Raw genomic sequence first — 17,530 nt, 5'->3', positions numbered from 1 at the left:
CAAACTAGGAAACTCGCGTCCTGTTTATTTTTCTTCCCTATTTTGACTAAAATATTGAGCGTCCAATTCGCCCGGATAGCAATTCTAACGCTTGGGTACCCGCTAACGAATTGCCAGATGGATCCAGCTCAGGGGACCATACCGCAATACTCATTTCATTCGGTACAATCGCCACAATCCCACCGCCAACTCCCGATTTCCCTGGCATGCCCACTCGATAAGCAAACTCGCCCGCTCCATCATAAAGACCACACGTTGCAAGCAGAGCATTCAATTGTTTCGTTTGGGTTGGGGTAATGATTTGTTTACCACTTTGCACCGACACCCCTTTATTGGCCAAGTAACTAAACGTCTTCGCCAAATCAACACAGCTCATTTTCAGCGCACAAGAGTGGAAGTAATTGTTGAGTACTGGAATGACTTCATTTTCAAAATTACCAAATGAACGCATCAAATAGGCAATCGCCGCATTCCGGTCGCTGTGCATCATTTCTGATGCGGCGACGACTTTATCGTACACAATGTGTGTATCACCCGCTAACTGACGCACAAAATCGAGTAAGTGCTGTCTCGGAGCAGACAAGCGGCTATGAAGTAAATCTGCAACCACAATGGCACCCGCATTAATAAACGGGTTTCTAGGAATCCCTTGCTCCATTTCAAGTTGAATCATCGAGTTAAATGCTTGCCCAGAGGGCTCTTTACCCACACGCTGCCAGATTTCTTCTGGTTTATACAAAGCCATAGCGAGCGTTAAACTTAGTGCCTTAGAAATCGATTGAATAGAAAAAGCATCGTCTGCATCGCCGGCCTTTATCACTTCACCTTCTTTGGTATAAACGGCAATCGCCAATTTATCGTTGGCTACTTTTGCCAGTGCGGGAATGTAATTAGCGACCTTTCCTTGGCCAATCAAAGGGCGAACTTCTCGTAAAATATCTTCCAAGATCAATGGTGTCGGTTTCATACTGCAATCCAAATAAGAGAGTAGCCACAGCATCTGTGAATGAAAGGAGATGCTCTAAGGTCAAAAAAGCCAACATAGATATGCTGGCTCTTACTTCATTGTTTATTCATTGCGAGATACTCGCTATCAGCATCAAGCGGTGCGACGATACTTAATATCCCAAACGCCATGACCTAAACGGTGGCCGCGAGCCTCAAACTTGGTCAAAGGACGCTCATCCGGACGCGGAATGTAATCCCCGTCTTTGGCAATATTCTCAAAACCTGGGGCAAGGTTCATAACGTCAATCATGTGCTCTGCGTAGTTTTCCCAATCTGTCGCCATATGGAAAATACCCGTGTCCAATTGAAGCTTAGCTCGGACCATTTCAGCAAACTCGGCCTTAACAATACGGCGCTTGTGATGACGCGCTTTATGCCAAGGGTCTGGGAAAAAAAGTTGTAGTGTATGCAGGCTATCGTTTGGAATCATATGCTCAAAAACTTCAACCGCATCATGACACATCACACGCAAATTCGTTACCCCAGCATCACGTGCTGAACCTAAACATGCACCAACACCTGGGCTATGAACTTCAATACCTAGAAAATTCTTTTCCGGTGAGTTCTTCGCCATTTCAACCAATGAAGCCCCCATACCAAAGCCGATTTCTAGTACAACAGGGTTGTCGTTACCAAACACTTCGCTCCAATTTAGCAGCTCAGGGCGATAATCAATCCCCATCGTAGGCCAGCAATTATTCATCGCGTTTTCTTGGCCTTTTGTTAAGCGGCCTTCTCGACGGACAAAACTACGTATTTTACGTACTAATTTTCCGTCATCGGTATATTCGTTAGTGGTCACTTCACTCATTGGTCTTGCCTGCACATTCATGAATCAAAGCGGGGATTATCCAAAGAATTGACGCTGGTGCAAGTCTTTCTATCGATTAATTACCGCGCAATTTATCGGTTTTACGCCTTTAGTTTTTACTTCTGAGATTTGGCTTTTACTTCTAGCGGTAAGTATGGTGCAATTTTACTCCCAATGATAATTAAAAATTGAGTAACCTGTGACCCCTTTTGCACACGCTATTTTACAATGGTACGACGCCTACGGGCGAAAAGAGCTACCTTGGCAACAAAACAAATCGGCCTACAGTGTTTGGCTATCTGAAATTATGTTGCAGCAAACGCAAGTTGCGACCGTTATTCCTTATTATCAACGGTTTTTAGAACGCTTCCCTACCGTGATTGATTTGGCCAGTGCGAAACAGGACGAGGTATTGCATCTATGGACTGGGCTTGGGTACTACGCCAGAGCACGAAATCTCCATAAAGCGGCGCAAATTGTGGCGACAGAGTATCACGGTGAATTTCCACTCGAGCTGGAAAAAATGAATGCACTACCGGGCATTGGACGCTCGACAGCGGCGGCCATCCTCTCTTCGGTTTACAAACAGCCTCATGCGATATTAGACGGTAATGTAAAAAGAACTCTCGCTCGTAGCTTCGCCGTAGAAGGTTGGCCAGGGCAAAAGAAAGTCGAAAATAAATTGTGGGAAATTGCTGAAGCACACACTCCCGATAAGAATGTCGATAAATACAATCAAGCGATGATGGACATGGGCGCTATGGTCTGCACACGCAGCAAGCCTAAGTGCACATTGTGCCCAATTGAAGATTTATGCGTTGCAAACAAGCAGGATAACCCACTCGATTACCCAGGGAAAAAACCAAAAAAAGAGAAACCAGTTAAAGAAACATGGTTCTTGATTTTACATTACAAGAATCAAGTTTGGTTAGAGCAGCGCCCACAAAGTGGTATATGGGGTGGTCTGTATTGTTTCCCTGAGCATACTAATCACGAATTATCACACCTACTTGATCAGCGTATGATTCAAGATAAAGACATCGTGAAACAGCAAACCCTGATCTCATTTCGACACACTTTTAGCCATTATCACCTCGATATCACCCCAATATTGGTCGAGTTGTCTAAACAACCTAACATGGTAATGGAAGGAACGAATAGTCTTTGGTATAACTTGTCTCAACCCGATGAAGTCGGCTTGGCAGCGCCAGTAAAACTGTTACTAGAGAGTCTGCCTTATGAACTTCAATCATCATTAAAAAAGGAATCACTATGAGCCGTACAGTATTTTGTGCTCGTTTAAATAAAGACGCGGAAGGATTGGATTTTCAACTGTATCCAGGAGATTTAGGTAAGCGTATTTTTGACAACATTTCAAAAGAAGCCTGGGCGCAGTGGCAAAGTAAACAAACGATGCTGATCAACGAGAAAAAGCTCAATATGATGGATCCAGAGCACCGAAGCTTGCTGGAAACAGAAATGATGAATTTTCTTTTTGAAGGTAAAGACGTTCATATTGAAGGTTATACTCCACCAAGCGCCTAACTCGCATAGTGTTATGAGCTAGTAGAAGTTATGGCATAGTTGAAGTTATGGCATGGTGAGAGCATCAATGATATTTATCGATGCTCTCACTGGCATTTTGGGAAGCAAAACATAAGGACCCTATGAAAAAGTTAGCTTACTTTTTTACAGCAGCGCTCATTAGTTCAACGACCCTGACAGGGTGCAGCCGAGAGTTCATTGAAAACATTTACACCGTAGATTATGAACCAACCAATCGTTTTGCTACCAATCTCGCCGAGCTTCCTGGTCAGTTTGAAAAAGACATCGGAGCGTTAGATGCTCTTATCAGCAGCTTTAACGGCAACATAGAGAAACGCTGGGGTAGCCGTGAGGTTAAAGTCGCGGGGAAAAGTAATTATGTAAAATATATTGACAATTATCTGAGCCGCTCTGAGGTAAACTTTGACAAAGGAACGATCATTGTAGAAACGGTATCTCCTACCGATCCCAAAAAGCATCTAAAGAACGCCATTGTTACGACTTTACTCACCCCTGATGACCCCATGAATGTCGATCTATTTTCGTCTAAGGACATCAAACTTGAAGGTCGACCTTTTCTCTATCGACAAGTGCTCGATCAAGATAAAAAGCCCATTCAATGGTCTTGGAGAGCGAATCAGTTTGCCGACTATCTCATCGCCAACCACCTAAAAGTCAAAGATGTTGATTTCAAGAAAGCGTATTATGTTGAGATCCCGATGGTGGAAGATCAAGTAGAGATCCGCAGCTACAAATACGCAGATATCGTCCGTCGCGCCTCCAATAAATACGACATTCCAGAAGATCTTATCTACGCGATCATCAAAACAGAGAGCAGCTTTAACCCTTACGCGGTCAGTTGGGCTAACGCTTATGGATTAATGCAAGTCGTTCCCAAAACAGCAGGGCGAGATGTTTTTACCTTAGTTAAGAAAAAATCCGGGGAGCCTTCACCTGAATACCTTTTTGATCCAGAGAAAAACATCGATACGGGTACTGCGTACTTCTATATTCTAAAAAATCGTTACCTCAAGGACGTCAATAACCCTCTGTCTCTCGAATACAGTATGATCTCTGCATACAACGGGGGCGCTGGCGGAGTACTAAACACTTTTAACCGGAGTGATCGTAAGCGCGCAATGCGAGACCTTAACTCGTTACAACCTAACCAAGTGTATTGGGCTCTAACTAAAAAGCACCCCAATGCAGAAGCTCGACGCTATCTAGAAAAAGTAACGAACTACAAGAAAGAATTTAACGCAGGGAAAATATAAATCACACAATTGCTTAAATCATCAGCAGTTAAACGGTTTTTTGCGTTTTTTTATAAAAATCAGTTGACGAAGCAACAGAAAATCCGTTTAATAGCGCTCCGTTGCCCGGATAGCTCAGTCGGTAGAGCAGAGGATTGAAAATCCTCGTGTCGGTGGTTCGATTCCGCCTCCGGGCACCACGATTTATTTTGTTGGTGTCTACGTAAAATTAAACACGAACAGAAGCAATAAGAATTTAGTGTGCCGACTTAGCTCAGTAGGTAGAGCAACTGACTTGTAATCAGTAGGTCACCAGTTCGACTCCGGTAGTCGGCACCATTCTTTTGCCTCGATAGCTCAGTCGGTAGAGCAGAGGATTGAAAATCCTCGTGTCGGTGGTTCGATTCCGCCTCGAGGCACCATTATTTGGTGCTTAATGTTGAAAAACATTACACAAATAATTCCCCTTTAGTTCAGTTGGTAGAACGGCGGACTGTTAATCCGTATGTCGCAAGTTCAAGTCTTGCAAGGGGAGCCACTTTTAAAAAGGCCTCATCATCTGATGAGGCCTTTTTGCATTTAGGCTCATACTGCTACCCTTCACTTAATAAACACCCTCACTACCCTACCATTGAGCCGACGAAACATTTACCTGCCATGATTAAAACTTCACGACTCATAATGAACAACTGTTCCTTAATGAAGGATTGATACAATCAGTTACATATAGAAGTATTTGAAAATGACTTTTTTTGCGGTAGAAATTTAATCTCTATCATACTTTGAGGCTAACGATATTTTCGCGGCTATACTTCTAAACTATGCTTCTGAACTATGCTTTATTGATACATCCGCTGATACGACGGTATCACTTTTAAAACCACGTAATGTGTGGGGACTGCTTAATGAAACTAAAAACACAGGCTTATTTGCTTTCAGGGATCATCTTGATTGCACTACTCGCTCTAACCATGACCGGTTTATGGACACTTCGCGTTGCCAGTAATCTTGATAACAAAGCGCGAGTGACTGAATTATTTAAAAGTGCTTATAGTATTTTAACCGAAGTCGAGAAAATGGCGGCTGATGGTACACTCGAAGAGGAAGAAGCCAAGCAGCTTGCGACACGCCTTCTACGAAATAATATTTATAAAGACAATGAATACGTTTATGTCGCTGATGAAAATATGATATTTGTTGCAACGCCACTTGATCCTCAGCTTCATGGCACAAGCTTCCACGATTTTAAAGATGGAGATGGGAATAGTATTGGTGAAATACTGATTAATGCAATCCGTAAAACACCATCAGGTATCGCAGAATATGAATGGACTTCGGCCTACCCTGATGGGTCAATTGACTACAAACTGTCCATAGCTCAAAAAAGCCCAAGATGGGGCTGGTTTGTTGGAACGGGAATCAGTTCTGATGAAGTAAATGAGCGATTTTGGTCTACGGCTCAGTGGCAGCTTATCTTATGTCTGATTATCGCAAGCTCTATTCTTACGATCGTCATCATTTCTATTAGAAAGATCTTGGCTTTACTTGGTGGAGAGCCTCAAGAAGTAAGCGATGCCGTACAAGCTGTCGCCAAAGGGGAAATTCAGGTTTCGTTTACTACAAACCCACCCAAAGGGAGTATTTACTACGCTGTTCAAGATATGAGCCGCTCTCTTGCCGAGCTGGTCAATAACCTTGACACCTCCATGCACGCGTTGCGCAATGAGTTAAGCCATGTGGAGTCCCGTGCGGGCAGTATCGCCAGCCTAACGGATACACAACAACAATCTACGGCTATGATAGCAACAGCGATGACGGAGATGGCTTCCTCAGCAAATAACGTTGCAGAGTCTGCACGAGATACGGCCAGCAATACTGATGAAGCAGATAAACAAAGCCAACATACTCAGCAGTTGATCCACAATACCGTGCATAATATCGAAGGACTGGCGACCCAATTAGGTACCGCTAGTCAGGCGGTGGCTGACCTAGATAATGATGTCAACAACATTGTAAAAGTGCTGGATGTTATCGGCGGTATTGCCGAGCAAACCAACTTACTCGCGCTAAATGCAGCGATAGAAGCAGCGCGTGCAGGTGAACAAGGACGTGGTTTTGCGGTGGTAGCAGATGAAGTTCGCAACCTCGCAGGTCGAACTCAGGACAGTACCAAAGAAATCCAACAGATGATTCATAACCTACAAGAAGGCTCTCGTAAGGCCATTGATACTATGGAAATCTGTGCTGAAACCAGTCAAAGTACTGTCACCGAGTCTCAAAATGCCTCAGAAGCCTTACAGCAAATTGTAGTGGCACTTGAGTCTATTTCTGCAATGAGCCATCAAATTGCCACAGCGGCTGCAGAACAGACACAGGTTGGGGACGATATATCAATGAGAATCAACATGATTGAAGAAAGCGGCACACAGCTCAGTAGCGTCGTTACAGAAAGTCATGACAGCACACAAACACTTGCCTCTCTTTCTAATGAATTAGAAACCTGGGTGAACAAGTTCACTGTTAAGCAGTAATTCTATTATTTGATAGTAAAAAGCACGCTTTCTAGTGTGCTTTTTTTATACTTATTCAAGCTAGGTAGAGTGTTCAGACCTCATCAGAATCACCATATACAGACGTTTCATGGTGAATAATGAGCAAAAAGGCCTCACTGAGTATAGAAAAACAACAAACGATATTTTTTTTGCAATTTAATGTTGACGTTAAAAGAGAAAAACCGTTTAATACACCTCGTTGCCCGGATAGCTCAGTCGGTAGAGCAGAGGATTGAAAATCCTCGTGTCGGTGGTTCGATTCCGCCTCCGGGCACCATCATTTAAAATTGTTGGTGTCTTGATATCGACAATTATAAAATAAGAAGAATACAATGTGCCGACTTAGCTCAGTAGGTAGAGCAACTGACTTGTAATCAGTAGGTCACCAGTTCGACTCCGGTAGTCGGCACCATTCTTTTTACACCTTCTCATAGAGAAGTAAAATCTGTTCCCTTTTAGTTCAGTTGGTAGAACGGCGGACTGTTAATCCGTATGTCGCTGGTTCAAGTCCAGCAAAGGGAGCCATATTAGAACTAACGTGAAAACGGTAGTTAAAAAATTAGTGCCGACTTAGCTCAGTAGGTAGAGCAACTGACTTGTAATCAGTAGGTCACCAGTTCGACTCCGGTAGTCGGCACCATTTCTTCCTTTTGAAGAAACACAAAATCTGTTCCCTTTTAGTTCAGTTGGTAGAACGGCGGACTGTTAATCCGTATGTCGCTGGTTCAAGTCCAGCAAAGGGAGCCATATTTGAAGAAGCCTCATCTTATGATGAGGCTTTTTTTTTGCTCACTTAAAACACCCCTACCTAAACCTAAAACATTCCTATAGATTTTACCGCTTTCCAAGGTCCACGAATCGAATACTGTGCAGGTATCATTTTTCTCGAAAGCAGCAGAGTTTACTTTCCCTCTCTATCAACAAGCCCCAGAAGGCCGTTCAATCTAAACTTGAAGTATAAGCTTTCGCTTATTTCATTCGATAATACTGTGCAGTCACATAGAGAGCCCTAACGTGGCTTCAGCTAAGCATTTACTGCCGACATAAAAAAACCAGCACATAGGTGCTGGCTAATCAATGAACGTTGAATTTAATGCGAGTGAATCGCTTACTCTTTTACTGCGCCCGATTGATTCAGTATTTCCACTTCTTTATCTAGCGCTTCAAGCTTTTCTTTCATTCGCTCACGGCAGTCATTAGCAAGTTCTCGAACATTAGTTTTGCTGTAACCCTCTGTACTGACAGGTGGCAACATTTCGACGATGACATGACCGTTATCCCATCGATTAAGCTTAACATTCTGTGTAGAGCTACATACGATAGGGACAAGAGGAACTCTCGCACCAATAGCCGCATGAAAAGCGCCCGTTTTAAATGGAAGCAACCCACGGCCTCGTGAACGTGTGCCTTCTGGGAACATCCACACCGAAACGCCACTGGTCTTAATGTTATCCACCACCTGATCAATGGTACCTTTTGCTTTAGAGCTGTTAGCGCGATCAATCAGTATATTACCCGTTAACCAATACAACTGACCGAACAAAGGCATCCAGGCTAAGCTTTTTTTACCAACAGTAACAACCTTAGGAGTTACTGCGGAAGAAATCGTAAACAAATCCCAGCTATTTTGGTGGTTGGCAATATAGACATGCTGCCCACGCTCATAAGCATCATCAGGTATGCGCAACTCAAGTTTAATGCCAAAAACCTTCGACATACGGCCGAAATAACGCCCAAATGTGAATACATGTTTCGGGTTACGCGGACTAAATAAACAGTAGCCACAACCAAATACAAACATGACGATCGCAAAAACAGCCAAAGCCAATATACGAAAGAGTGCAATCATTTTTGTTCTCCAGTAGAACCTTATAAAAAAGCCGAAACGCCAGTTCTAATCAGACAAATGCCCCATTAGACTCAGGTTTCGGCTCTAATTCTTACGCAAACATTAACTTGATTCTTTGAATCGCTCAATATTTGCGCCTAGCCCAGACAATTTATCTTCTATCTTGTCATAGCCACGATCGATGTGATAGATACGGTCAACGATGGTTTCACCCTGAGCAATACAGCCAGCAATAACGAGGCTTGCTGAAGCTCGAAGGTCCGTAGCCATCACTTGAGCGCCGCTTAGTGACTCGACATCGCCACAGATTACGGTATTACCTTCAATCTCGGCTTTCGCTCCCATACGCATAAGTTCAGGAACATGCATGAAGCGGTTTTCAAAGATATTCTCAGTGATTATACCCCCGCCTTTCGCCATTAAGTTCAACAGCGTGAATTGAGCCTGCATATCGGTAGGGAACCCAGGGTGAGGCGCAGTACGAATGGTGACGGCTTTTAACTCTCGAGCGGTCATATCAACACTGATCCAATCATCGCCCGTTTCCACCAGTGCGCCCGCTTCTTCTAACTTTGCTAATACCGCTTCTAGTAAGTGTGCTTTAGTATTACGACAAACCACCTTACCGCCAGAAACCGCTGCTGCGACTAAGAATGTACCGGTTTCAATGCGATCGGCGACAACTGAATGGCTTCCACCACCAAGACGCTCAACACCTTCGATAGTGATGGTATCGGTACCCGCACCGGTAATTTTGGCACCCAGCTTATTGAGGAAATCAGCGGTGTCGACAATCTCAGGTTCTCTTGCTGAGTTATCCAGTACGGTTGTACCCGTTGCCAGTGTTGCTGCGCACATGACCGTTATGGTGGCTCCAACGCTGACTTTATCCATCACGATATGAGCCCCTTTCAAGCGCCCATCGACCGATGCTTTAACATAACCATCTTCAAGTGTAATGGTCGCGCCAAGCTGCTCTAATCCGTGAATATGCAAATCCACAGGGCGAGCGCCAATCGCACAACCACCAGGAAGTGACACTTGACCATAACCAAATCGAGCGACAAGTGGACCTAACGCCCAAATTGAAGCGCGCATGGTTTTCACTAAATCGTAGGGAGCGCAATATTCGTCAATGTTACTCGGGTCAACATGCACTGAACCATTACGTGATACTTTTGCGCCTAAACGTTTTAGTAGCTCCATTGTCGTATCAATATCACGCAAGCGAGGGACATTGCTGACTTCAACGGGCTCTTCCGCCAGGATAGATGCGAATAAAATAGGAAGTGCTGCATTTTTAGCACCAGAGATCGTTACTTCGCCGCATAGCGGTTTGTCCGATCCAATGACTCGAAACTTTTCCATTAAATAACCTTACAACGACATCAGTTTTTTATCGCGCGCCCATTCATCAGGCGTGAACGCTTTTATTGATACTGCATGGATGTCGTTTCTTTGAATGAATTCCATCAGAGGTGCATAAATCAATTGTTGTTTTTTAACGCGACTCATCCCATCAAAACAAGCATCAACAGCAACGACTTCGTAATGGCTTCCTTCGCCTTTTACGTGCACTTCTTGAAGGCTCAAAGCCTGCTCTAATATCTGTTGTACTTTTGCGTTATCCACAATTCACCTCTGCTTAATGTTTATGTGGTCCGTTAAGACTGATTCTATATGGCTTAACTTGAACAAAGTGCTCAGCTGTTCTGGCACGAAGCTGAGCATTATATGACAGTTTTGTTTTTTTGCATGCTCTATTAAGTGAATTAACATCACCATTCCCGCAGAATCGATTCTTTCGACGTTTTTCAGCGAAAGTTGCACCTCTTTTTCGCTCGTTTTCCAACGTTGAGCATAATCCCAAAGTGACGGAACCGTGTCTCTGTCAATAATGCCAAGTAAACTCACACTATCAAAACTTGATTGTTGCCATTGAGGATGACTCATTGCTGAACGCTCTTGAATTGAATAGGTTGAGCTGCCAGCGATTCTAATTCTTTAGCCACCGCTAGAATGCCTTCCTGGCGAATTTTACCACTCCACTCTGACTGCTTACTAGAGAGCAAACTGATCCCTTCCGCAATAATATCAAACGCTAGCCACTCGCCTGTTTTCTTATCTTTACGTAACTTAAACTCAAGATGAATATTTGGCCTTGGTGGATCGAGAATATCAACTTTAATGGAGGTTATTCGTTTATTCTCTTCAAGATAGGGCTCTGGTCCTAACTCTATCGTCTGATCGGTATATTGGGTTAATACTTGTGCATAAGAGGTCACCATATACTGACGAAACGCCTGCATGAATACACCAACATCGCTGCGATTGGCGCCTTTCACATTTTGTCCAAGTAACTTGAGCGCTGCGTATCGGTCGTTGACATAAGGCATTAACTCTTCTTCAACGATCACCTTGAGATGCTCTGGGTTTTTCTGAACAATGTCTTGTTCTAATTTTAGTCGCTCAAAGGCCTGTTCAGACACTCGCTTCATCATTTGATATGGCTGGGTCTTATCCAGTACCTCAGCCTGCACTGAGGAAGAGACTAAAAGACTGCCTATAAGCCCCCACACAATAGTTAAAATGGATGCTTTCAAAGAATGAATCCGTCTTAATTGAGACTGTAACATCAAACTACTCCCCCGATTCATTTTCGTCAGAGCCACCGAGACTGTAGAGTACTTGGCCTATCAAATTCTCAAGTACCAATGCAGATTTGGTGTCTTCGACATAATCCCCGTCTACTAACATTTCTTCGTCATCAAAAACGAAGCCAGGCACGAGACTGATGTATTGCTCACCGATAAGGCCAGAGGTCAATATTTGTAAGCTTGAGGTTTCCGAAAACTGCTGATAATCACTGTTAATATCCATGGACACGACTGGCAATAAGCTGTTTGGGTTTAAACCAATGCTGGTGACTCGTCCAATCACAACCCCACCAACTTTGACTGGAGATCTGACCTTTAGGCTGCCGATATTGTCAAACTCTGCATTTAGAGAGTAAGTATCGTTTGAGCCTAGACCTTTAACGTCAGCAACTTGAAAGATCATTATCAAGATGGCGCAAATTCCAACCAATACAAAACTGCCAACCCAGAATTCCATTTTTTTATTTTGTTGCATGATTAATTCCCAAACATCAATGCGGTCAGTATAAAGTCTAGCCCTAATACGGCTAGAGACGAATGCACAACAGTGCGTGTCGTGGCTTGGCTAATTCCTTCTGAAGTAGGAACTGAATCATAGCCATTAAACAAAGCAATCCAAGTAATAGTGAAAGCAAACACCATACATTTGATGACGCTGTTACCGATATCTTTACCCAGCTCGACAGACGATTGCATTGCCGACCAAAAGCTTCCGTGATCGATGCCCTTCCAATCTACCCCAACAATCTGGCCACCCCAGATCCCCACGGCAATAAAAATCATTGCTAGAAGCGGCATAGAGATGATCCCAGCCCAAAACCTTGGAGCAACAATACGCTTTAAAGGATCAACCGCCATCATCTCAAGGCTTGAGAGCTGCTCAGTCGCTTTCATTAAACCAATTTCCGCGGTTAATGCAGAACCTGCTCGTCCGGCAAACAACAAGGCCGTCACCACAGGACCAAGTTCACGCAATAACGATAATGCTACCATTTGACCCAAGCTGCCCTCAGCGCCGTAATCCACCAAGACAACATAGCCTTGCAAGCTCAAGACCATACCAATGAACAGCCCTGACACGATAATGATCGCTAAAGACTGGACGCCGACACTGTGGAGTTGCTTAACCAATAGTGGAAAGTTTTTGCGCGGTTGAGGGCGAGATACAAGTGCGCCAAAGAGCATAAAACTTGCACGACCAAACGCCTCACACACAGAAATAGCACGCCGACCCGTAGCATTGATAAACGTCTTCAACGTCGTCATCATTGGAATAGCTCCTGTTTAAGATCACCTGCAGGATAGCGAAATGGCACCGGACCATCTGCGATCCCCTGTAGGAACTGCACTACTTTAGGATCAGGGTTTGCTTCTAATTCCTGTGGCGAGCCTTGCGCTATAACTTTCCCATCCGCAATCAAATACACCCAGTCAGCAATACTCATCACTTCAGGGACATCGTGAGACACCACAACAGCAGTCACACCTAAGGCTTGATTCAGGTTTCGGATTAATTCAACCAGAACACCCATGGTAATGGGGTCTTGGCCGACAAAAGGTTCATCGTACATAATCAGATCAGGGTCCAGAGCAATGGCCCGCGCCAAAGCAGCACGTCTTGCCATTCCGCCAGAAAGCTCACTCGGCATCAATTGAGCCGCACCACGCAGGCCCACCGCCTCAAGCTTAAGCAGTACTAAGGTTTGAATTAACGCTTCATCTAAATCGGTATGCTCTCGCAAAGGAAAGGCGACATTATCAAACACACTGAGATCAGTGAACAGAGCACCGGATTGAAACAACATGCTCATCTTTTTCCGCGCTTGATAAAGCTGGCTGCGATTTAATTGAGGGATGTTTTCGCCATCAAACCAGATTTCACCAGAATCAGGAGCCAATTGACCACCAATCAAACGCAATAAGGTTGTTTTTCCGATGCCCGATGGCCCCATAATTGCGGTAATTTTTCCTGTAGGGACAGATAAACTTATATCATCAAAAATCACTCGGCCTGAGCGAGAGAAATTCAATTGATTGATAGTAATTAAATCGTTTGAAGACATAGGCACTCTATAACATCCATCAATGTGCATCCTTTAGATGATGAATCATAAGCATATTGCTTATGAAATTAAAGTAATTGGCATCGAAATCAGTATTGAATCGAAATTCACCAAACTTATTGTAGTAATAAGAAGATAATACACACTGACTGCGAATTAATTTCATCTAAATCTTCCCTTTTACGAATCAAACCGTCAAAATTAACGGTTAATTCACTTCTTTATATTTTTAGGAATCATCATGCTGGAAGCGGTAGCATTTCTCATTGTCGGACTGATATTTTTAGTATGGAGTGCGGACAAACTGGTTTTTGGCGCCGCTGCACTGGCACGAAATGTCGGTATCTCCCCTCTCGTTATTGGTATGACTATATTAGCAATGGGATCGTCTGCGCCAGAAATGATGGTTTCAGCCACAGCGGCTTTAGACGGCAAGACTGATACGGCTGTCGGAAACGTTCTCGGGTCCAACATTGCTAACATCGCGTTGATCCTCGGTATTACCGCATTAATTAAACCGCTCTCTATTAGCTCCGCAGTATTAAGACGCGAACTTCCCCTGATGATAGGGGTGACTCTGGTTGCTGGGGCTATTTTATGGAACAACCACTTAGGCCGAGCCGAAGGTGTGTTGCTTTTTGTACTCTTTGCTTTTTTCATCTTAGCGATGCTACGTATTAGCCGCAACGAAAAGAAAAATGGTGACGCACTCATTGATGAGCAAGAATCGGAAGTCCCAGAAGGGGTCAGCAACGTCAAGGCCGGAATATGGGTCGTGGTGGGATTGATTATCCTTCCTGTTGCAGCAAGTGTGTTAGTTTCAAACGCCGTCATTATCGCTAAATTCTTTGGTATGAGTGACCTGGTCATTGGCCTAACCATCATTGCAGTCGGCACCAGTCTGCCTGAACTTGCTGCCTCGTTAGCCGGTGTCTTAAAAGGCGAAGATGATATGGCCGTTGGCAACATTATCGGCTCAAATGTCTTCAACATCCTCGCAGTCATGGGGATTCCCGGTATTTTAAACCCGTCTATCATCAATGAGCATGCAATGGGAAGAGACTTTTGGGTCATGCTTGGTGTCTCTTTGCTACTGGTGGTAATGGCATTAGGTAAATCACGCAGTATTAACCGCATTGAAGGAGGGGTATTATTCACTCTTTTCATTGCATACCAAGCTTTCCTCGTCATTAATATGACTGCGTAACGCAGAATTGGAGTCGCCCAATGTCATCAACTTTTGACTATCACCGTGTTGCTAAACAAGTTCTGACGACAGAAATTCAAGCGCTTGAACAACTCGAGCAGTATTTTAATCAAGACTTCAACGGCGCTTGTGAACGAATATTAAGTAACAAAGGCAAAGTCGCCGTAATGGGTATGGGAAAATCTGGCCATATTGGTAATAAAATTGCTGCCTCACTTGCTAGCACGGGTACCTCTGCCTTCTTTGTTCACCCTGGCGAAGCCGCCCATGGCGATTTAGGTATGATTGGAGCGGGTGACATTGTGCTTGCCATTTCAAACTCGGGCGAGTCTTCTGAAATACTCTCACTCTTTCCAGTGTTAAAGCGCCGTAATATTTGCATTATCAGCATGACAGGCAAGCCAAGTTCTAACATGGCAACGCTAGCGGACTACCATCTACAAATCACTGTACCAAAAGAAGCGTGCCCACTGGAACTTGCTCCAACCTCTAGCACAACCGCTACATTGGTGATGGGTGATGCATTAGCCGTCGCTCTAATGGAAGCTCGTGGTTTTACCGCCGAAGATTTTGCCCTGTCTCATCCTGGCGGTGCGCTAGGCCGTAAATTGCTGCTCAAACTCTCCGACATCATGCATTCAGGTAACGCTCTACCGGCAGTAAAAGCAGAAACATTAATACGTGATGCATTATTAGAAATCAGCCAAAAAGGCTTGGGAATGACCGCCGTTACTGACCATAAGCAACAACTGGTTGGAATATTTACCGATGGGGATTTAAGGCGTATTCTAGACAAGCGTATTGATATCCACAGCTCGACGATTGGTGAAGTGATGACAAAGAATCCAACCGTGGCGCATCCTGATATGCTGGCCGCTGAAGGACTCAACCTGATGCAAGATAAGAGTATTAACGGCTTAATGCTTTGTCATGATGGTCAACTGGTTGGCGCATTGAATATGCACGACTTACTAAAAGCGGGAGTAATGTAATGACTACCTTAGTAGAAACACTGTATGGCGACGTCGACGCTGAGATTCTCGCCTTGGCAAAAGAGATCAAGCTTCTCATTTGTGACGTTGATGGTGTCTTTTCTGATGGCCGTATCTACATGGGTAACAATGGCGAAGAACTCAAAACGTTTCATACTCGTGATGGCTATGGGGTTAAATCTCTGATGAACGCAGGTATAGAAGTCGCCATCATTACAGGTCGTCAATCTCAGATTGTAGAGAATCGCATGAAAGCGCTGGGCATTTCACTGATCTATCAAGGTCAAGACGATAAAGTCAAAGCGTATCAAGACATTTGTGACAAACTCAATATTGCCCCACAGCAAACAGGCTATATTGGTGATGATTTAATTGATTGGCCAGTCATGGAAAAAGTAAGCTTAAAAGTCTGTGTCGCAGATGGGCACCCTCTACTCGCAAAACGGGCGAACTATGTGACATCCATTAAGGGTGGCTATGGCGCGGTGCGTGAAGTGTGTGACTTGATTCTTCAGGCGCGTGATGAACTCGACTGCCATAAAGGGCTCAGTATATGAGTCTAGCCCGCATTGCTTATATCTTGCTGTTTTTTGTTGCTACGTGGTCTGGCTATTATCTGTATGACAAAGAGCAAGAGTTTGATATTCAAGTCGCTCCCAATCAAGAGCTACCGATGTTTACTGGTCGTAATATTGAGAATACCTCTTACACCGAGCAAGGCCTTCGTAGCTATATCATAACCTCGGTATATTTAGAGAACTTCGCTGAAAATGGGGATACTTGGTTTGATCTACCGGTACTTAAAGTGTACAAAGATGGGACCATTCAGGAGTGGGAGATCACCGCAGATAGAGCGAAACTCGATAGCGATCAGATACTCACTCTTTATGACAACGTGATTGCGAATAACATGCTCGATGAATCCGGCTTCGATACAATGACCACATCAGAGCTCAGCATCAAATTAACCAATCGTGATTTTTGGGCCGATAACCAAGTTGTCCTTATAGGCCCACAATTTGAAACGGAAGGACAAGCGATGAAAGGCAATTTTGCTGACAATAACGCTGTTCTTTATAACTATGTTCAAGGTAGATATGAAACTCTCGCACCTTAGCCTGATAGCTTGTTTGGTCGCATCAGGTAGCGCTCTGGCGCTCTCGACAGATAAAGACCAACCTGTTTACATTGATTCAGATAGCCAAAATCTTGATATGCAAAGTAATCGAGTCACCTTCTTAGGTGATGTAAAACTTAGACAAGGCAGCATTAATATTAATGCCGACAAAGTCATCGTTTTGCGTAACCCTACCGATGGCACGATTGAAGAAATCGAAGGTTACGGCGATCTCGCGACTTTTTCACAGCTAACCGATGATGGCAAAACACTTTACGGTGAAGCTGAAGAGCTATACTACAAGCTTGTCGATGATCGCTTAACCATGATAGAACGAGCGATGCTTTCCCAAGATGGCAGTATCATCCGTGGTACCAAGATTCGCTACCAAATCACCGAACAAAAACTAATGGCAGATGGTAAAGAAGGTGATCGTGTCTCAACCGTTCTTCAACCTCAAACTGTCCAAGAGTAAT

19 protein-coding genes and 9 tRNA genes are annotated in these 17,530 nt (G+C 44.1%); 18 read left to right on the top strand and 10 right to left on the bottom strand.

All coding sequences use genetic code 11. The annotated features are described in order from the left end of the window. Nucleotides 1–46: 46 nt before the first annotated feature. A complete protein-coding gene (gene glsB / locus QF117_RS07575) occupies nucleotides 47–967 on the bottom strand; it encodes a glutaminase B (RefSeq protein WP_282388426.1) in 921 nt (306 codons plus the stop codon). Nucleotides 968–1,099: 132 nt separating this feature from the next. Beyond that, on the bottom strand, nucleotides 1,100–1,819 hold the full coding sequence (trmB, locus tag QF117_RS07570) for a tRNA (guanosine(46)-N7)-methyltransferase TrmB (protein ID WP_282388425.1): 720 nt from the start codon (nucleotides 1,817–1,819) through the stop codon (nucleotides 1,100–1,102). 199 nt (nucleotides 1,820–2,018) lie between these two features. On the opposite strand from trmB, the gene mutY reads away from it, so the two are divergent. The 13 genes from mutY (at nucleotide 2,019) to QF117_RS07505 (ending at nucleotide 7,916) form a co-directional block, all read left to right on the top strand. Continuing rightward, entirely contained in the window at nucleotides 2,019–3,095 is a 1,077-nt protein-coding gene (mutY, locus tag QF117_RS07565; RefSeq protein WP_282388424.1) for an A/G-specific adenine glycosylase, read from the top strand. Then, entirely contained in the window at nucleotides 3,092–3,364 is a 273-nt protein-coding gene (locus QF117_RS07560; protein WP_282388423.1) for an oxidative damage protection protein, read from the top strand. The genes mutY and QF117_RS07560 overlap by 4 nt, the downstream gene beginning before the upstream one ends. A 122-nt stretch (nucleotides 3,365–3,486) precedes the next feature. Continuing rightward, nucleotides 3,487–4,638, top strand: coding sequence for a membrane-bound lytic murein transglycosylase MltC (mltC, locus tag QF117_RS07555; RefSeq protein WP_282388422.1), 1,152 nt, complete (start codon nucleotides 3,487–3,489; stop codon nucleotides 4,636–4,638). A gap of 103 nt (nucleotides 4,639–4,741) precedes the next feature. After that, a tRNA-Phe gene (locus QF117_RS07550) sits at nucleotides 4,742–4,817 on the top strand. A gap of 63 nt (nucleotides 4,818–4,880) precedes the next feature. Beyond that, nucleotides 4,881–4,956, top strand: a tRNA-Thr gene (locus QF117_RS07545). Nucleotides 4,957–4,963: 7 nt separating this feature from the next. Then, nucleotides 4,964–5,039, top strand: a tRNA-Phe gene (locus QF117_RS07540). A gap of 40 nt (nucleotides 5,040–5,079) precedes the next feature. Further along, a tRNA-Asn gene (locus QF117_RS07535) sits at nucleotides 5,080–5,155 on the top strand. Between the two features lie 367 nt (nucleotides 5,156–5,522). Next, nucleotides 5,523–7,148, top strand: coding sequence for a methyl-accepting chemotaxis protein (locus QF117_RS07530; RefSeq protein WP_282388421.1), 1,626 nt, complete (start codon nucleotides 5,523–5,525; stop codon nucleotides 7,146–7,148). Nucleotides 7,149–7,370: 222 nt separating this feature from the next. Beyond that, nucleotides 7,371–7,446 (top strand) — tRNA-Phe (locus tag QF117_RS07525). 59 nt (nucleotides 7,447–7,505) lie between these two features. Further along, a tRNA-Thr gene (locus QF117_RS07520) sits at nucleotides 7,506–7,581 on the top strand. A gap of 37 nt (nucleotides 7,582–7,618) precedes the next feature. Then, nucleotides 7,619–7,694: transfer RNA gene (locus tag QF117_RS07515), tRNA-Asn, on the top strand. A gap of 39 nt (nucleotides 7,695–7,733) precedes the next feature. Continuing rightward, nucleotides 7,734–7,809, top strand: a tRNA-Thr gene (locus QF117_RS07510). Nucleotides 7,810–7,840: 31 nt separating this feature from the next. Continuing rightward, nucleotides 7,841–7,916: transfer RNA gene (locus QF117_RS07505), tRNA-Asn, on the top strand. Nucleotides 7,917–8,277: 361 nt separating this feature from the next. Here the strand turns inward: QF117_RS07505 and QF117_RS07500 are convergent. The 8 genes from QF117_RS07500 to mlaF form a co-directional block, all read right to left on the bottom strand. Beyond that, entirely contained in the window at nucleotides 8,278–9,018 is a 741-nt protein-coding gene (locus tag QF117_RS07500; protein ID WP_282388420.1) for a 1-acylglycerol-3-phosphate O-acyltransferase, read from the bottom strand. A 102-nt stretch (nucleotides 9,019–9,120) separates the two neighbouring features. Next, nucleotides 9,121–10,386 carry a UDP-N-acetylglucosamine 1-carboxyvinyltransferase gene (gene murA / locus QF117_RS07495; protein ID WP_282388419.1) on the bottom strand — a complete coding sequence of 422 codons (1,266 nt, stop codon included), beginning with the start codon at nucleotides 10,384–10,386 and terminating at the stop codon, nucleotides 9,121–9,123. Nucleotides 10,387–10,395: 9 nt separating this feature from the next. Then, complete coding sequence (gene ibaG / locus QF117_RS07490) at nucleotides 10,396–10,650, bottom strand: BolA family iron metabolism protein IbaG (protein WP_017036126.1); 255 nt, start codon at nucleotides 10,648–10,650, stop codon at nucleotides 10,396–10,398. 3 nt (nucleotides 10,651–10,653) lie between these two features. Further along, nucleotides 10,654–10,971, bottom strand: a complete 318-nt coding sequence (locus QF117_RS07485) for a lipid asymmetry maintenance protein MlaB (RefSeq protein WP_282388418.1) — start codon at nucleotides 10,969–10,971, stop codon at nucleotides 10,654–10,656. Next, complete coding sequence (locus QF117_RS07480) at nucleotides 10,968–11,654, bottom strand: ABC transporter substrate-binding protein (protein ID WP_282388417.1); 687 nt, start codon at nucleotides 11,652–11,654, stop codon at nucleotides 10,968–10,970. The genes QF117_RS07485 and QF117_RS07480 overlap by 4 nt, the downstream gene beginning before the upstream one ends. 4 nt (nucleotides 11,655–11,658) lie before the next feature. Beyond that, nucleotides 11,659–12,150, bottom strand: a complete 492-nt coding sequence (gene mlaD / locus QF117_RS07475; protein ID WP_017036129.1) for an outer membrane lipid asymmetry maintenance protein MlaD — start codon at nucleotides 12,148–12,150, stop codon at nucleotides 11,659–11,661. A gap of 2 nt (nucleotides 12,151–12,152) precedes the next feature. Next, on the bottom strand, nucleotides 12,153–12,944 hold the full coding sequence (gene mlaE / locus QF117_RS07470; protein WP_282388416.1) for a lipid asymmetry maintenance ABC transporter permease subunit MlaE: 792 nt from the start codon (nucleotides 12,942–12,944) through the stop codon (nucleotides 12,153–12,155). After that, entirely contained in the window at nucleotides 12,941–13,738 is a 798-nt protein-coding gene (gene mlaF, locus QF117_RS07465; protein ID WP_282388415.1) for a phospholipid ABC transporter ATP-binding protein MlaF, read from the bottom strand. The genes mlaE and mlaF overlap by 4 nt, the downstream gene beginning before the upstream one ends. Before the next feature lie 241 nt (nucleotides 13,739–13,979). On the opposite strand from mlaF, the gene QF117_RS07460 reads away from it, so the two are divergent. From QF117_RS07460 to lptA, 5 genes are read left to right on the top strand one after another with little or no spacing between them, the layout of a single operon-like run. Further along, nucleotides 13,980–14,945: a calcium/sodium antiporter gene (locus QF117_RS07460; RefSeq protein ID WP_282388414.1), complete on the top strand. Its 966-nt coding sequence runs from the start codon at nucleotides 13,980–13,982 to the stop codon at nucleotides 14,943–14,945. Nucleotides 14,946–14,965: 20 nt separating this feature from the next. Beyond that, nucleotides 14,966–15,937: a KpsF/GutQ family sugar-phosphate isomerase gene (locus tag QF117_RS07455; RefSeq protein ID WP_282388413.1), complete on the top strand. Its 972-nt coding sequence runs from the start codon at nucleotides 14,966–14,968 to the stop codon at nucleotides 15,935–15,937. Further along, nucleotides 15,937–16,494 carry a 3-deoxy-manno-octulosonate-8-phosphatase KdsC gene (kdsC, locus tag QF117_RS07450; RefSeq protein WP_282388412.1) on the top strand — a complete coding sequence of 186 codons (558 nt, stop codon included), beginning with the start codon at nucleotides 15,937–15,939 and terminating at the stop codon, nucleotides 16,492–16,494. The genes QF117_RS07455 and kdsC overlap by 1 nt, the downstream gene beginning before the upstream one ends. Beyond that, complete coding sequence (gene lptC / locus QF117_RS07445; protein WP_282388411.1) at nucleotides 16,491–17,054, top strand: LPS export ABC transporter periplasmic protein LptC; 564 nt, start codon at nucleotides 16,491–16,493, stop codon at nucleotides 17,052–17,054. Before kdsC ends, lptC begins: the two co-directional genes overlap by 4 nt. Then, nucleotides 17,035–17,529, top strand: a complete 495-nt coding sequence (gene lptA / locus QF117_RS07440) for a lipopolysaccharide transport periplasmic protein LptA (protein ID WP_017036136.1) — start codon at nucleotides 17,035–17,037, stop codon at nucleotides 17,527–17,529. Before lptC ends, lptA begins: the two co-directional genes overlap by 20 nt. Nucleotide 17,530: the final 1 nt, after the last annotated feature.

The organism is Vibrio sp. YMD68, from assembly GCF_029958905.1.
In the GTDB taxonomy this organism is placed as follows: domain Bacteria; phylum Pseudomonadota; class Gammaproteobacteria; order Enterobacterales; family Vibrionaceae; genus Vibrio.
The sequence above is the reverse complement of the archived record's forward strand: the minus strand, read 5'-3'. Positions and strand labels throughout refer to the sequence as shown.

Coding starts and splice junctions, on each gene's coding strand:
- mltC (WP_282388422.1), top strand. CDS start 3,487: ATGAAAAAGTTAGCTTACTTTTTTACAGCAGCGCTCATTAGTTCAACG.
- QF117_RS07480 (WP_282388417.1), bottom strand. CDS start 11,654: ATGTTACAGTCTCAATTAAGACGGATTCATTCTTTGAAAGCATCCATT.
- mlaF (WP_282388415.1), bottom strand. CDS start 13,738: ATGTCTTCAAACGATTTAATTACTATCAATCAATTGAATTTCTCTCGC.
- QF117_RS07560 (WP_282388423.1), top strand. CDS start 3,092: ATGAGCCGTACAGTATTTTGTGCTCGTTTAAATAAAGACGCGGAAGGA.
- QF117_RS07455 (WP_282388413.1), top strand. CDS start 14,966: ATGTCATCAACTTTTGACTATCACCGTGTTGCTAAACAAGTTCTGACG.
- lptC (WP_282388411.1), top strand. CDS start 16,491: ATGAGTCTAGCCCGCATTGCTTATATCTTGCTGTTTTTTGTTGCTACG.
- QF117_RS07485 (WP_282388418.1), bottom strand. CDS start 10,971: ATGAGTCATCCTCAATGGCAACAATCAAGTTTTGATAGTGTGAGTTTA.
- glsB (WP_282388426.1), bottom strand. CDS start 967: ATGAAACCGACACCATTGATCTTGGAAGATATTTTACGAGAAGTTCGC.
- QF117_RS07530 (WP_282388421.1), top strand. CDS start 5,523: ATGAAACTAAAAACACAGGCTTATTTGCTTTCAGGGATCATCTTGATT.
- kdsC (WP_282388412.1), top strand. CDS start 15,937: ATGACTACCTTAGTAGAAACACTGTATGGCGACGTCGACGCTGAGATT.
- lptA (WP_017036136.1), top strand. CDS start 17,035: ATGAAACTCTCGCACCTTAGCCTGATAGCTTGTTTGGTCGCATCAGGT.
- QF117_RS07460 (WP_282388414.1), top strand. CDS start 13,980: ATGCTGGAAGCGGTAGCATTTCTCATTGTCGGACTGATATTTTTAGTA.
- mlaD (WP_017036129.1), bottom strand. CDS start 12,150: ATGCAACAAAATAAAAAAATGGAATTCTGGGTTGGCAGTTTTGTATTG.
- trmB (WP_282388425.1), bottom strand. CDS start 1,819: ATGAGTGAAGTGACCACTAACGAATATACCGATGACGGAAAATTAGTA.
- mlaE (WP_282388416.1), bottom strand. CDS start 12,944: ATGATGACGACGTTGAAGACGTTTATCAATGCTACGGGTCGGCGTGCT.
- murA (WP_282388419.1), bottom strand. CDS start 10,386: ATGGAAAAGTTTCGAGTCATTGGATCGGACAAACCGCTATGCGGCGAA.
- QF117_RS07500 (WP_282388420.1), bottom strand. CDS start 9,018: ATGATTGCACTCTTTCGTATATTGGCTTTGGCTGTTTTTGCGATCGTC.